13 protein-coding genes are annotated in these 13670 nt (G+C 66.0%); 10 read left to right on the top strand and 3 right to left on the bottom strand.

What is annotated here, in order from left to right; all coding sequences use genetic code 11:
* Positions 1–41: 41 nt before the first annotated feature.
* Positions 42–767, bottom strand: coding sequence for a DUF1648 domain-containing protein (locus HMA55_RS04425; protein ID WP_181191852.1), 726 nt, complete (start codon positions 765–767; stop codon positions 42–44).
* Positions 768–777: 10 nt separating this feature from the next.
* The gene (locus tag HMA55_RS04420) at positions 778–1464 is read right to left on the bottom strand and encodes a YaaA family protein (RefSeq protein WP_181191851.1); all 687 of its coding nucleotides are present in this window, start codon (positions 1462–1464) and stop codon (positions 778–780) included.
* A gap of 31 nt (positions 1465–1495) precedes the next feature.
* Here HMA55_RS04420 and HMA55_RS04415 point away from each other — a divergent pair, with 31 nt between their 5' ends.
* The gene (locus HMA55_RS04415; protein WP_181191850.1) at positions 1496–3283 is read left to right on the top strand and encodes a proline--tRNA ligase; all 1788 of its coding nucleotides are present in this window, start codon (positions 1496–1498) and stop codon (positions 3281–3283) included.
* A gap of 146 nt (positions 3284–3429) precedes the next feature.
* Here the strand turns inward: HMA55_RS04415 and HMA55_RS04410 are convergent, their stop codons facing one another.
* Entirely contained in the window at positions 3430–4245 is an 816-nt protein-coding gene (locus tag HMA55_RS04410) for a DUF4439 domain-containing protein (protein ID WP_257802310.1), read from the bottom strand.
* 31 nt (positions 4246–4276) lie between these two features.
* Here HMA55_RS04410 and rimP point away from each other — a divergent pair, with 31 nt between their 5' ends.
* From rimP to HMA55_RS04365, 9 genes are all read left to right on the top strand, one after another.
* Positions 4277–4828: a ribosome maturation factor RimP gene (gene rimP / locus HMA55_RS04405; protein WP_181191849.1), complete on the top strand. Its 552-nt coding sequence runs from the start codon at positions 4277–4279 to the stop codon at positions 4826–4828.
* Positions 4825–5832, top strand: coding sequence for a transcription termination factor NusA (gene nusA, locus HMA55_RS04400; protein WP_038612107.1), 1008 nt, complete (start codon positions 4825–4827; stop codon positions 5830–5832). The genes rimP and nusA overlap by 4 nt, the downstream gene beginning before the upstream one ends.
* A 168-nt stretch (positions 5833–6000) precedes the next feature.
* Positions 6001–6333 (top strand): YlxR family protein, encoded by a 333-nt coding sequence (locus tag HMA55_RS04395; RefSeq protein WP_181191848.1) that lies wholly within the window; start codon positions 6001–6003, stop codon positions 6331–6333.
* Between the two features lie 104 nt (positions 6334–6437).
* A complete protein-coding gene (infB, locus tag HMA55_RS04390) occupies positions 6438–9326 on the top strand; it encodes a translation initiation factor IF-2 (RefSeq protein WP_181191847.1) in 2889 nt (962 codons plus the stop codon).
* 99 nt (positions 9327–9425) lie between these two features.
* Positions 9426–9878 (top strand): 30S ribosome-binding factor RbfA, encoded by a 453-nt coding sequence (gene rbfA, locus HMA55_RS04385; RefSeq protein ID WP_181191846.1) that lies wholly within the window; start codon positions 9426–9428, stop codon positions 9876–9878.
* The gene (locus HMA55_RS04380) at positions 9871–10881 is read left to right on the top strand and encodes a DHH family phosphoesterase (RefSeq protein WP_181191845.1); all 1011 of its coding nucleotides are present in this window, start codon (positions 9871–9873) and stop codon (positions 10879–10881) included. The genes rbfA and HMA55_RS04380 overlap by 8 nt, the downstream gene beginning before the upstream one ends.
* A complete protein-coding gene (locus HMA55_RS04375; RefSeq protein ID WP_181191844.1) occupies positions 10874–12211 on the top strand; it encodes an MATE family efflux transporter in 1338 nt (445 codons plus the stop codon). Before HMA55_RS04380 ends, HMA55_RS04375 begins: the two co-directional genes overlap by 8 nt.
* Positions 12208–13008: a metallophosphoesterase family protein gene (locus tag HMA55_RS04370; protein WP_181191843.1), complete on the top strand. Its 801-nt coding sequence runs from the start codon at positions 12208–12210 to the stop codon at positions 13006–13008. The genes HMA55_RS04375 and HMA55_RS04370 overlap by 4 nt, the downstream gene beginning before the upstream one ends.
* A complete protein-coding gene (locus HMA55_RS04365) occupies positions 13008–13670 on the top strand; it encodes a 4'-phosphopantetheinyl transferase family protein (RefSeq protein WP_181191842.1) in 663 nt (220 codons plus the stop codon). The genes HMA55_RS04370 and HMA55_RS04365 overlap by 1 nt, the downstream gene beginning before the upstream one ends.

Raw genomic sequence — 13670 nt, 5'->3', positions numbered from 1 at the left:
GATAAACCGATAAATTGCGGGCCGCGAAGGCTTAGCCCCCGCTACATCACGAAAGGAAGCACGATGCACACGACGGGGGTCGCAACCACGCCGAGGATCATCCGGCGTAAGTAGCGCTTGCCCGGCGCGTGCGCGGTGTTCACCGCGATCTTTCCCGGATTCGACGGCAGCACCGCCGCTACCATCGGATCGTTCGGCGCCGAATACGTACCCATGCCGCCCTGGTAGCGCAGCTGCTCGTTGCGCGCCTGTTCCTCTGCGTCCGGTTCGATACCGTCCTTCTCGGAGGTCAGTCGCACCGCAATCACGACCACGTAGACGATAAAGCAGACCCACAGCGCGGCTTCTAGCCAGAATGGCAGGCTCACGTCGGGTACCACCATGGCAATGTTCATCACCGCGAACAGCGCGGCCAGCGCGAGGATGATTTTGGAGACTAGGTCTGCGGAGGCGTCGCAAAGCTTCTCGACGCGCCGGGCCACCGTCTCCGAAAACGGCAGCGCGTCCTCCGCCGGGACGTCGACGGTGCGTCGGGCAAACGCCCGCGGCGGCAGCAACAGCGGCATCACCGCAGAGACGACGAAGCCGATGATGATCAGCGCAGTCGTGCTGAGCAGCGTCTTGGGTGCGAACCCGTCCACCTCGCCGGTGGGGCCGATGTGCACCGGCACCGGGTCGGGGATTGCGTCCCAGCGCAGCAAGATGTAAGCGAACCCGGCGGCGTAGATCAGTGCGGCCACAGCGTAGCGACGGTAGTGGGCGGGCATAACGCTCACGCTACACACGCATCGTGAGCAGCGTGCCGTCGACAGCAACGTCGAAGCCGGCGGCGGAAGCGATGTCGGCAACATCCTCGGCCGACGCTGCGTCATGCGGCGCAAGCGCGCGGGCCAGCTCGCCCTTGTACCGCTTGTTAAAGTGGCTGACCACTTTGCCGGTGTCTGCCTGCTCCACGCGCACCGTTAGCGCTCCCGCGACCGGCCCGAGCTGCTGGTAGGCGCCGGAGCGCATGTCCACCACGAAGTCCTGCTGGGCGAGCGCATCGCTTACCGATGTGCCCCACCACGCCCTCATGGTTTTCCCACCCAACTTGGATCCGCCGGAGACGCGGTAGCGCGGAATCATGTCGCCCGCGCGCACCAACCCAAACAACGCCGAGCCCACGGCCAGGCGGGACAAGGTCTCATCAGCCAAGGTCGACGGGTCAAGCGCGTCGTAGAGCACCCCGGTGTAGCGCCGGATCGCGGGCATCACCGGCGCCGCGCGCAGCGCGAGGTTCTCTTCGGCTTCGGCGCGTTTGCCAGCGGGGATTTTCAGCTCGGACATTTGGGTGTCCACGTCGGTGGCCGTGAGGGCGTCGAGAAGCGACGTGCGAACCGGGTGAAGCGACGGAAACGACAGCGCCATCGGCGCTTTGATGCCGCCGGGTGCCTTGGTCTCTGAAGGCGGGAGCACGATCAGCATGCGCAAAACCCTAGCGGTAAGCTTTCCAACCATGATTACACGCCTGTCCACGCTGTTCCTGCGCACGCTGCGCGAAGATCCCGCCGACGCTGAGGTGCCCAGCCACAAGCTGCTGGTGCGCGCTGGCTACGTGCGCCGCGCCGCGCCTGGCGTGTACTCCTGGCTGCCGCTGGGCCTGCGCGCCCTGCGCAAGATCGAAGGCGTGGTGCGCGAGGAGATGGACGCAATGGGCGGCCAAGAACTCCTCTTCCCGGCGCTGCTGCCGCGCGAGCCCTACGAGGCCACCAACCGCTGGACCGAGTACGGCGACGACCTGTTCCGGCTGAAGGACCGCAAGGGCGCGGACATGCTGCTCGGCCCCACGCACGAGGAGATGTTCACCACCGCGGTGAAGGACCTGTACTCCTCCTACAAGGACTTCCCGGTCACGCTGTATCAGATTCAGACGAAGTACCGCGACGAGGCGCGCCCCCGCGCCGGCATCCTGCGCGGGCGCGAATTTGTGATGAAGGACAGCTACTCCTTCGACATGACGGACGAGGGCCTGGAGCAGTCATACGCCAAGCACCGGGCCGCGTACCAGCGCATCTTCGACCGTGTGGGTCTGCGCTACGAGATTTGCAAGGCCACCTCCGGCGCCATGGGCGGCTCCGCGTCCGAGGAGTTTCTGGCGTACTCCGACAACGGTGAGGACACCTTCGTCATCTCCACCGCGGGCGATTACGCGGCCAACGTCGAGGCTGTGACTACGGTTGCGCCCGAGCCGCGCTCGTTCGACGGCCTGCCCGAGGCGGTCGAGTACGACACGCCGTCTTCCGAGACCATCGCCGCACTTGTGGAGTGGGCGCAGGGCGCGGGCGTGCTTGTCGACGGCCGCTCCGCCGAAGCCTGCGACACCCTCAAATGCATGATGGTGAAGGTCAACGACCCGCGCCAGGTCGACGAGGACGGTCAGCCGGTAGGCCCGCAGCTTGTCGGCGTGCTCATCCCGGGCGACCGCGAGCTGGACGAGAAGCGGCTCGAGGCGTCGTTGGAACCCGCGACGTTCGAGCTCGCCTCCGAGGAAGACTTTGCCAAGAACGACTTCTTGGTCAAGGGCTACGTCGGCCCGCGCGCCCTGCTGGCAAACGGCGTGCGCGTGCTGGCGGACCCGCGCGTGGTGGAGGGCACCTCCTGGATCACCGGCGCCGACGCCCCGCAGCGGCACGTGGTGGGCTTAGTGGCGGGCCGCGACTTCACCGTCGACGGCTACGTCGAGGCTGCGGAGATCAAGGAGGGCGACCCGTCCCCGTCCGGCAACGGCACCGTGGAACTCGCCCGCGGCATCGAGCTGGGCCACATTTTTCAGCTGGGCCGCAAGTACACCGAGGCCATGGACGTGCAGATCCTGGATGAAAACGGCAAGCGCGCCGTGCCCACCATGGGCTCCTACGGCATCGGCATCTCCCGCATGCTCGCGGTGGTGGCCGAGCAGCGCCACGACGACAAAGGCTTGGTCTGGCCGGTCGAGATCGCGCCGTACCAGGTGCACGTGGCGGTGGCGAACAAGGACGCCGCAGCACTTGAGGCGGGCGACCGCATCGCGGCGGAGCTTTCCGACGCCGGCCTCGAAGTGCTGTTCGACGACCGCCCCAAGGTGTCACCGGGTGTGAAGTTCAAGGATGCCGAGCTGCTCGGCATGCCGTTTATCGTCATCCTCGGCCGTTCCTTCGCCGACGGCGTGGTGGAGCTGCGTATCCGCGGCGGCGAGACGCTGGAGGTTCCGGCCGACGAGATCGTGGCCAAGGTCCAAGAGCTCGTCGCCGAGCGCCTCGGCTAGTTCCGGGGGCGCGGGGGCGCGGGGGCGCCCAACCCACTGTCCAAACCTCGTTAGTTGCACCTCGTTAGTCGCCGGAATACCGCGAGTAACGAGGTGCGACTAACGAGGTTTGCCGTTTGCGGCGTCCGCGGCCTGCTGCCACCGGCCTAGACCCACTGGGCGTGTGCGGCCAACCGGATGGCGTCCTCGCGCCAGGCCGCCGACTCAGCGTGGGCGGCGGCGTAGCGCCACTGTGCGACCAGGTCGCTCTGCATGGTTTTGACCAGCTGGGCGGCCTCTTCCGCGTTTGCGGGCTCGTTGTAGCCGTCGGCGAATTCGTAGCCGGCGGCGGGGACGGGGGCCTCCTCGCCCGCGCCTTCGACAGGGCCCAGCACGCGGGTGAGCGCCGCGGTGCGCTCGTGGGAGGCCTCGCGCAGCTCGCTAACGCGCTCGCGCAGATCGGAATCGGCGTAGGCGAGTGCGACGCCGAGACCGTAGTACATGGCGTTTTCGCGGGCGAGCAGGTCGTGGGCCGCTTCTGTGTCCGCGGCATTCGCGACAGTTTCGGTGATAGGCGCGAGGTCGACGGGGGAGAGCGTGAGTGCGTCGATAGCCTGGGCGACGATGAGGTCGACGGACTCCGCCGGCACCTTGTCGGCGGCGGCGACGGTGTGTTCGAGCAGCGTGTCCGCGTTTCCCGTGGCGGGCAGGTCCGTGTCGCCGTAGCCCACGTTGCAGGAGGAGGGGGTGTTGCCGGAAGCGTCCACACCGCACAGCCTGAGCGCTTCCCCCTGCAGCTCCTCGCCTTGCTTCTTGCGCATCTCGCGCCACTGCTCCCGTGCGGGGTCCCCGAAAACCCAGTCGGCGGACGCCTGCTTCGCCAGCGCCATGATCTCGCCGTTCGCGCGTGGGCCCACAACGTCCATCACGGAGCAGCCGGTGAGCACAAGCGCGGCGGCGGGCAGCAGGAGGAGTTTCTTCACGCGCTGCACGTTACACGCTAGGTTGGTCGGCATGGCTTTTCCCACAAACGAGGCAATCGAGCGCTTGGTCGAACCGGTTGCGCGCACCTACGGCATGGACGTTGAAAAGATCCGCACGGTTAAGGCGGGCAAGAAGTCGCAGGTGGTCATCGCTCTGGACGCTGACGAGCATCCGACGCTCGACGACCTCGAGGAGGTGTCGAACGAGCTCTCTACGCTTTTCGACGATGCCGAGGAACGCGGCGAGGTGAACTTCGGCGCGGGCTACACCCTGGAACTGACCACGCCGGGCGTTGATCTGCCGCTGACGGCTGCGCGCCACTTCCGCCGCAACCGCGGGCGCAAAGTGAAGGTGGGCGATCAGCTGTGGCGCCTCGGCCCGTTGAACGCGGACGAGACGCAGGTGGCGCTGGTGCGGGCGACGAAGAAGGACGAAGAGATTCGTATTTCGCCGGTTTCTGAATTGTCCGGCGCAGTGGTAGAAATTGAGTTCAACGCGCCGCTGGCAGCAGAAACGCTGCTGGCGGACCGTGTATTTGAAGATCTTGAGGCCGCTGCGACGGCAGGGAAGGAAAACAAGTGAATATCGACTTGAACGCGCTGAAGGCGATCGAGGAACAGCAAGGCATCCCCATGGACGACCTCCTGGGCACCATTGCGAACGCGCTGCTGTTTTCCTACCGCGAGTTCAAGGAGGGGGAAGCAGACGAGGCTGCTAAGGCCCGCGTCGACATTGATACCGAGACCGGCAACGTCGCGGTCATCGTCAGCGAACTGAACGCTGACGGTGAGGTCATCTCCGAGTACGACGACACCCCGGTGAATTTCTCCCGCATCGGCTCGGTGGCGGTACGCGACGCGATCAAGGGCCGTCTGCGCCAGGCCGAGGCCGGCCGCGTGTACGACGAGTACGCCGGCTTCGAGGGCAAGGTTGTCTCCGGCATCGTGCAGCGCGACGCCCAGGCGGAGTCCCGCGGCCTGAACATTGTCCAGCTTGGTACCGAGGCGGATCCGCAGGACGGCATTTTGCTGCCCGCGGAGAAAATCCCGGGGGAGCGTCTGAAGCACGGCGACCGCATCAAGGCCTACGTGGTCGGCGTGAACAAGGGGGATAAGCGTGTGCAGGTGAACCTGTCGCGCACTCACCCGGAGCTGGTGCGCGGCCTGTTCGCGCTCGAGGTGCCTGAGGTGGCGGACGGCTCCGTGGAGATCGTGGGCATTGCCCGCGAGGCTGGCCACCGTTCCAAGGTGGCGGTGCGCGCAACGGTGAAGGGCGTGAACGCGAAGGGCGCATGCATCGGCCCGCGCGGCGCCCGCGTCACCAACATCATGCAGGAGCTCGGCGGCGAGAAAATCGACATCATCGATTGGGACGAGGATCCGGCGAAATACGTAGGCAACTCGCTTGCACCGTCGAAGGTAGTAAGCGTGGAGGTGCTCGACCGCGAAGCCCAGGCGGCCAGGGTGACTGTGCCGGACTACCAGCTGTCCCTAGCTATCGGTAAAGAGGGCCAAAATGCGCGGCTGGCCGCCCGCTTGACGGGCTGGAAGATCGACATTCGCTCCGACGCCGACGCAGCGCAGTAGCGCTCGAGCCGTAGTCGCTGGAATACACAACGGAATCACACCGTTGTAACCATCAAACCCGCTGGAAATATAGATCCGGCGGGTTTTGGCGTAGAGTGTTTTACGGCTTTTGTGTCCGCACGCTTTAGGTGCGGCGACCGAGTGAGCTGATGAAGGAAGGGATCGCGGATGGGCGTTGCGCGTAAGCAGCCGATTCGCACCCGCACCTGTATCGCCACCCGTACCGTGCAGCCGGATACCCAGCTGCTGCGGGTTGTCGCCGATCCGGAGGTGCCTGGGCGGGTTCTCGCGGATCCTGGCAGGAAACTTCCTGGCCGGGGTGCGTGGATCACGCCCTCGTTGGATGCAGTCGAGCTGGCGGAACAACGTCGTGCTTTCGGGCGCGCGCTCCGTCTGTCCACCGCGGTGGACCTAGGTCATGTACGTACGTACCTTGCGTCGTCGCAAAGCAACTGCGGCGAGGTGAACGACCCAGACGAAAAAGGAAAGACTGAACACTGATGAGTACGCAGCGATGAAGCAGCATCAGCGATGAATGTCACTGCCAACGTCTAGGGGCAGGTAGCCGAAGGGCACTGCTCCTAGCAACAACCAAGAGGAGATACGTGTCCGGAAAGCTACGCGTTCACGAGTTGGCCAAGCAGCTCGGCGTAACAAGTAAGGAACTGCTCGCCACACTCAAGGAGCAGGGCGAGTTTGTGAAGACGGCGTCGTCGACGATCGAGCCGCCTGTCGTGAAGAAGATGAAGGCCTACTACGCCAAGCAAAACGGCGGTGGGGATGCGGTTGACCAGAAGAAGGACGAAGCCGCGCCGAAGAAGCCGCCGCTGAAGAAGCCGGGCCAGAATCGTGCGAAGCCGGCGGCTCCGAAACCGGCCGGCGCTCCCAAGCCAGCAGCTGCGAAGCCTGCGGAGGCGAAGCCGGTGCCGGCAGCGCCGAAGCCCCCAGCCGCGAAGCCCGCGGCGGGTGAGCCGACCCCCAAACAAGCTGGTGGCCCGAAGCCAGGTGCGGCCAAGCCTGGTGCCGTGAAGCCCGGTGCCGCCAAGCCCGGTGCTGCAAAGCCCGCGGCCCCGAAGCCTGCGGCGGCAAAGTCGGCCGCACCGAAGCCCGCTGGCGCCCCCAAGCCGGGCGCAGCGAAGCCCGCGGCGCCGAAGCCGGCGGCGAAGGGCGATGGCCCGACGCCGGGTGCGATGCCGCGACCGGTGCCGAAGCCGGGGCGCCCGCGTGTGGCCAACAACCCGTTCTCGTCCAACTCCGGCGGCGGGCAGCGCCCACCGCGTCCGGGTGGCGGTCGTCCCGGCCAGGGCCAGGGGCGTCCGGGTCCGGGCCAGGGTGGTCCGCGTCCGGGTGGCGCGCGCCAGGGTGGCGGCTCCCGTCCGTCGCCGGCTGATATGGCGGCAGGTCCGTCTCCGACCCAGATGCCGTCCAAGGCGGCGGCACCCGGTGGCCGCGGTCGCGGCGGTGCTGGCGGCGGACGTGGCCGTGGCGGTCAGGGCGGCCCGAACCGGGGCGGCTTCGGTGGCCCGGGTGCCGGCGGTGGTGGCTTCCGCGGACGCGGCGGCCGTCGCGGCGGCACCGCCGGTGCATTCGGCCGTCCGGGTGGCGCGCCCGGCAAGCGCCGCAAGTCTAAAGGCCAGAAGAGGGCCGAGTACGAGGAGATGCACAAGCCGAACGTCATCGGTGGCGTTCGTCTCCCCGACGGCGGCGGCCAGACTGTGCGCCTGCGTCAAGGTGCGACCCTGTCCGACTTGGCTGAGAAGATCAACACCGAGGCGTCGTCGCTAGTGCAGGCGCTGTTCAACCTCGGCGAGATGGTGACCGCGACGCAGTCGGTCTCCGAGGAGACGCTGCAGCTTCTGGGCGCCGAGATCAACTACGAGGTGCAGATCGTCTCGCCCGAGGACGAGGACCGCGAGCTGCTCGAGTCCTTCGACCTGCAGTTCGGCGAGGACGAGGGCGGCGACGAGGCGCTGGAGCAGCGCCCGCCGGTGGTCTCCGTCATGGGCCACGTCGACCACGGCAAGACTCGCCTGCTGGACTCCATCCGTCAGGCGAACGTGGGCCGCGGCGAGGCCGGCGGCATCACCCAGGGCATCGGCGCGTACCAGACGGAGGTCACCCTCGAGGACGAGCCGCGCAAGATTACGTTCCTGGATACCCCGGGCCACGAGGCGTTTACCGCCATGCGTGCCCGTGGTGCGAAGTCGACGGACTTGGCCATCCTGGTGGTGGCCGCTGACGACGGCGTGATGCCGCAGACGGTTGAGGCGATCAACCACGCGAAGGCGGCGGATCTGCCGATCGTGGTTGCCGTGAACAAGGTGGATAAGCCGGAGGCGCAGCCGGACAAGATCCGCGGCCAGCTCACCGAGTACGGGCTGATTCCAGAGGAGTATGGCGGCGACACCATGTTCATCGACATCTCCGCGAAGCAGGGCACGGGCATCGACGACCTTCTCGAGGCTGTGTTGCTGACTGCCGATGCCGCGCTGGAGCTGACCGCGAACCCGGACATGGACGCGCAAGGTGTGGCCATCGAGTCCCACCTGGACCGCGGCCGCGGACCGGTGTCCACCGTGATCGTGCAGCGCGGTACTTTGCGGGTCGGCGACTCCATCGTCGTCGGCGGCAATTTCGGCCGCGTGCGCCGCATGGTGGACGAGTGGGGCAACGACGTGGAAGAGGCGGGACCGTCCCGCCCGGTCCAGGTGCAGGGTCTCAACGGCGTCCCGGGCCCGGGCGACAACCTGCTCGTGGTGGAAGACGACCGCGTGGCGCGCCAGATTGCTGCGCAGCGCGACGCCCGCCACCGGGCGGCGATGCAGGCGCGCAGCAAGAAGCGCGTCTCGCTTGAGAACCTGGATCAGGCGCTCAAGGAGCGCAGCCAGCTCAACCTCATCCTCAAGGGCGACAACGCAGGCTCCGTGGAAGCCCTGGAGGAGGCGTTGCTCAAGATCGAGATCGACGACGAGGTCGAGGTCAACATCATCGACCGTGGCGTCGGTGCTGTGACCCAGACCAACGTCACGTTGGCGGCGGCGTCGGACGCGATCATCATCGGGTTCAACGTCCGTGCTGACGGGAAGGCCACCGAAGAGGCCAATGCCGAAGGCGTGGAGATCCGCTACTACTCGGTGATCTATCAGGCCATCGAGGACGTGGAGAACGCGCTCAAGGGCATGCTCAAGCCCGTTTACGAGGAGCGGGACCTCGGCGAGGCGGAGATCCGCCAAATCTTCAAGGCCTCCGCCGTCGGCCTCATCGCCGGCTGCATGGTCACCGAGGGCAAGGTCAAGCGCGGCGCGAAGCTGCGCCTGGTGCGCGACGGCAACGTCATCACCCCGGACGCGACGATCGAGTCGCTGCGCCGGGAAAAGGACGATGCCAACGAAGTTGCCAAGGGTTACGAGTGCGGCATGGTGCTGTCTTACCCGGATATCCAGGTGGGCGACCTCATCCAGACCTACGAGATGGTTGAGGTGCCGCGAGACTAGGCGCTGCTAAGCAGTTGCTTATCCACGCAACCCCCGTTCCGCGCGACCTGCGCGGGGCGGGGGTTACACTATTGAAAGTTTTGGACATAGGAGTTGAGAATGGCTGAGAACCCTCGCGCACAGCGCCTGGCAAAGCAGATTCAGACGATTGTGGCGTCTGCCATCGAGCGCGAGGTGAAAGATCCGCGCTTGGAACTTGTCACCGTCACCGACACCCGCGTCACCGGCGACCTGCACGACGCAACGGTGTACTACACCGTGCGCGGCCGCGACATCAACGACGAGCCGGATTACGACCAAGCCGCGGAGGCGCTGAATCGCGCACGCGGCCAGATCCGCAAGATTGTGGGCGACCAGCTCAGCGTGCGGTTTACACCGACTATCGCCTTTGAGCGCGACACTGTCCCGGAGACTTCCGCCCATATGGAGGCGCTGCTGAACCGGGCCCGTGCGCGCGACGAGGAGCTGGCCCAGCTCCGCGCGAACGCGAAGCCGGCGGGGGAGAGCGACCCGTACAAGCGGGCATCCGATCGCCCGGGTGACGATGTCTAGCCAGACACCCCAGCCATTGAGGTATCTGCCGGAGGCGGCGGCGCAGTTCGAGGCCGCCGCCTCCCGTATGCGCGGCGCGTCGAAAGTGTCGGTGGTCGCCCACATCAAGCCGGACGCGGACGCTATCGGTTCCGCTTGCGCACTGGCTTTCGGGCTGCGCAAGTTGGGCGTGGACGTGCAGGTGCTTATCGGCCAGCCGCTACCGCACTCGGCGAACATGCGCACCATCCCGGGCGTGGACGAAATTCTTTACGACGAGCCACTGCCTGCGGACGGCTTGGTGGTCACCGTCGACTGCGCCTCCGCGGACCGCACTGGTGCGCTCATGCCCGCGATTCTGCGCGACCCGTCGCGCGTGGTCGTCGTCGACCACCACAACACCAACCCAGGGTTCGGCGGCATCAACGTGATCGTCGAGAGCGAGTCCACCACGGTGATGGTCCGCGAACTGCTCGGATACCTGGGCGTGGACTTGGATGCGGACATCGCCTACGGCCTCTACGCCGGTTTGGTTACGGATACAGGTAGCTTCCGGTGGGGCACGCCCCGCATGCATGAATTTGCGGCGGAGCTCATGCAGTTCGGTCTGGATACCCGCCAGATCGCGCTGGATCTCATGGACACGATGAGTCCCGTGGATCTGCAACTCATGGGTGCAGTGCTGGCTAAAACGCAGATCGTGCCGACGAAGGGGCTGGCGGTCGCGGTGTTGACCATCCCGGCGGGAATCCATTCACGTATGAGCCAAACAGCGGTGGAGGCGATTATCGATTACGCCCGGTCGCTGGAGGGCACGGACGTTGGTGTGGTGCTGAAAGAACAAACGCCGAAATATTGGGCGATGTCGCTGCGCTCGACAGCGGTGGACGTTTCTGCCGTAGCGCAGCGCCTCGGCGGCGGTGGCCACTGGGCGGCCGCGGGGTATTCCGCCACCGGAAGCCGCAATCAGGTCATCCGCGAGCTTCTCGACGCATTCCCGGAGCCCCCCGCGTCCAATGTCTAAGCCGACGAACTTAAGCAATCGCTCCGTCGGCCGCGAGATCCTAGCGCTCGCGCTGCCAGCTCTCGGAGTGCTGGCGGCGAACCCGCTCTACCTGCTGCTCGACACGGCTGTGGTGGGCCAACTCGGCACCGCCGAGCTTGCGGCGCTTGCCGCGGGGTCAGCGATCCAGTCGACGGTGACTACCCAGCTGACGTTCCTTTCATACGGCACCACCGCTCGCAGCTCTCGGTTTTTCGGTGCTGGGCGACGGGACCGGGCAGTTGCTGAGGGAGTGCAGGCCACCTGGGTTGCGCTCGGCATCGGTACACTGCTTGCGCTTATAGTCGGGGTCTTTGCACAGCCTCTCGCCCAGGCACTGGCCGGCGACCAAGACACCGCTGTCCGCGCCGCGCAGTGGATGCGTGTTTCTGCCTTTGCAGTGCCCATGACGCTGGTGATCATGGCGGGCAACGGCTGGATGCGCGGGGTACAAAACACCCGGCTGCCCTTCTACCTGACACTTTGCGGGGTCATTCCCGGCGCGGCGCTACTACCAGTCCTGGTGGGGCGCTTCGGGCTGGTCGGGTCGGCCATCTCGAATGTCGTCGGAATGGGCATCACATCGTCACTCTTTGTCGTGGTGTTGGCACGCGAGCACGCGAGGTACGACGGCGACTGGTCACCACGTTGGCGGGTGATCAGAAGCCAGCTGGTGCTCGGGCGAGATTTGGTATTGCGGTCCCTGTCGTTCCAGGTGTCGCTGCTTGCGGCCGCGGCGGTGGCAGGCCGCTTCGGTGTGGTGGCGTTGGCAGCGCACCAGCTCATGCTTCAGCTGTGGAACTTCCTGACCCTAGTGCTAGATTCCCTCGCCATTGCAGCTCAGACGCTGACCGGGTCGGCGCTTGGCCGAGGTGGCGCCGAGAAGGCACGCGGTGTGGGGGTGCAGGCGCTGCGGTACTCGATGCTGTTCGCGGTGGCGCTCTCCGCGGTCTTCGCGGTGTTCGCGCCGCAGATCCAGGGTGTGTTCACATCCGATCCGGAAGTCGTGGATACGCTTCGGGTGCCGTGGATGCTGCTTATCGCGATGATTTTGGCGGGTGGAGCGGTTTTCGCTCTCGACGGGGTGCTCCTCGGCGCAGCTGACGCGGCATTTTTGCGCAACCTCACACTTTTTTCGTTGCTGGCAGTGGCACTGCCGGTGATCCTGTTGTCGGCCGTGTTCGGCTGGGGGCTTGCCGGCATCTGGATCGGTCAGCTCGGCCAGGTGCTCACCCGACTGGTTGGCGTGGTGTGGCGCTTCCGCTCGATGCGGTGGGCTGTGTCGGGTGTCGATGGTAAGAAAGAAGGATGACCACGACGCTCTGGGCCGTCAGCGACCTGCACGCGGCGGTAAAGCGCAACGCAGCGCAGATCGACGCGATCCGGCCGGCTGATCCGTCCGATTGGCTCATCGTCGCCGGAGACGTGGCGGAGCGAGGCGAATTGATCGTCCAGGTGATGGAGGAGCTTGCAGACAGGTTTGACACCGTGATCTGGGTCCCCGGAAACCACGAGTTGTTTTGCCGCTCTGCAGACCGCTACCGGGGCCGGGAGAAGTACACGATGCTGGTGCAGGCGATGCGTTCCATCGGCGTGGTCACCCCGGAGGACCGGTTCCCGGTGTTTGGCGGGGTGACCATATGCCCGCTGTTCACCCTCTACGATTACTCGTTTCGGGCCCGCGACCTGACAGTTGAGGAAGCACTGGCCGCGGCGCACGAAAACAATGTGGTGATGACGGACGAGGTGGCGATCGCACCTTTCGTGGACATCCGTGCCTGGTGTTGGGACCGGCTGGCGTACACCACCAAGCGCCTTTCGCGTATCAGTGGCTCGACGATTCTGGTCAACCATTGGCCCCTGGTGCAGGAACCCGTGCAGCGGATGCGGTGGTCGGACATCGCCCTTTGGTGTGGGACTCGCCACACGCGGACGTGGCCCAAACGATATGGTGCGCAGGCGGTGGTGTACGGTCACCTGCACATGCCGGGGGTGACAACTGTCGAAGGAATCCCGCACATCGAAGCGTCCCTCGGTTATCCGCGCGAATGGGAGCACTACCCGTCAGCACGGCAGTTCCCGTACCCGGTCATGGAGGTTGAGCAGTGATGCAAGACGTCGCACTCTTTCCTCCGGAGGCTCGCTGCGTCTTCTACCGCACGGGTAGTGGCAGGGGTGCGGTAGACCTCACCCGCTACAAGGACTTGCATCCCGATGAGCGCAACGAGGTCAGCGCCGCGGTGGATGTGCGCAAGGGCGAGTTCGGCGACGCCCGCTGGTGCGCCCACGAGGCGCTGCGCGAGCTCGGTGTGGAGGTTGCTGGGGCGATCCTGCGCGGGGAACGGGGGATGCCTCTGTGGCCCGATGGGTTCACCGGTTCTCTTACGCACACCGACGGCCTGCGGGCAGCGGTGGCGGCGTCGACCCGTCACGTCCACTCCATGGGGCTTGACGCCGAGCCAGCGGAGCCGCTGCCAGACGGTGTGCTGCGCTCCATCGCCAGCTCCACTGAGAGGGAGATGGTGGAGCAGATGCAGGCGAAAGGCTACCCCTGGGCCGACCGGCTGCTCTTTTCCGCGAAAGAGTCCACATACAAATGCTGGTATCCCATGACTCGGCGGTGGCTGGACTTCGACGAGGCAGAGATTGAACTCCGCCCGGACGGCACCTTTACATCCCAGCTCTTGGCCCGGCCCGCGCCCGTTCCGGTGTTCGAGGGGCGCTGGGTGCAGCGCTGCGGCTACGTGGTCACATCCACGTACGTCCGGTAG

The organism is Corynebacterium wankanglinii, assembly GCF_013601005.1.
GTDB lineage: Bacteria > Actinomycetota > Actinomycetes > Mycobacteriales > Mycobacteriaceae > Corynebacterium > Corynebacterium wankanglinii.
Note: the sequence above shows the minus strand (reverse complement) of the source record. Positions and strands in the feature narration are given on the sequence as shown.

Excerpts from the sequence above, each read along its gene's own strand:
- HMA55_RS04365 (WP_181191842.1), top strand. The coding sequence starts at position 13,008 with ATGCAAGACGTCGCACTCTTTCCTCCGGAGGCTCGCTGCGTCTTCTAC.
- HMA55_RS04420 (WP_181191851.1), bottom strand. The coding sequence starts at position 1,464 with ATGCTGATCGTGCTCCCGCCTTCAGAGACCAAGGCACCCGGCGGCATC.
- HMA55_RS04375 (WP_181191844.1), top strand. The coding sequence starts at position 10,874 with ATGTCTAAGCCGACGAACTTAAGCAATCGCTCCGTCGGCCGCGAGATC.
- HMA55_RS04425 (WP_181191852.1), bottom strand. The coding sequence starts at position 767 with ATGCCCGCCCACTACCGTCGCTACGCTGTGGCCGCACTGATCTACGCC.
- rimP (WP_181191849.1), top strand. The coding sequence starts at position 4,277 with ATGGCTTTTCCCACAAACGAGGCAATCGAGCGCTTGGTCGAACCGGTT.
- HMA55_RS04380 (WP_181191845.1), top strand. The coding sequence starts at position 9,871 with ATGTCTAGCCAGACACCCCAGCCATTGAGGTATCTGCCGGAGGCGGCG.
- HMA55_RS04370 (WP_181191843.1), top strand. The coding sequence starts at position 12,208 with ATGACCACGACGCTCTGGGCCGTCAGCGACCTGCACGCGGCGGTAAAG.
- HMA55_RS04415 (WP_181191850.1), top strand. The coding sequence starts at position 1,496 with ATGATTACACGCCTGTCCACGCTGTTCCTGCGCACGCTGCGCGAAGAT.
- HMA55_RS04395 (WP_181191848.1), top strand. The coding sequence starts at position 6,001 with ATGGGCGTTGCGCGTAAGCAGCCGATTCGCACCCGCACCTGTATCGCC.
- rbfA (WP_181191846.1), top strand. The coding sequence starts at position 9,426 with ATGGCTGAGAACCCTCGCGCACAGCGCCTGGCAAAGCAGATTCAGACG.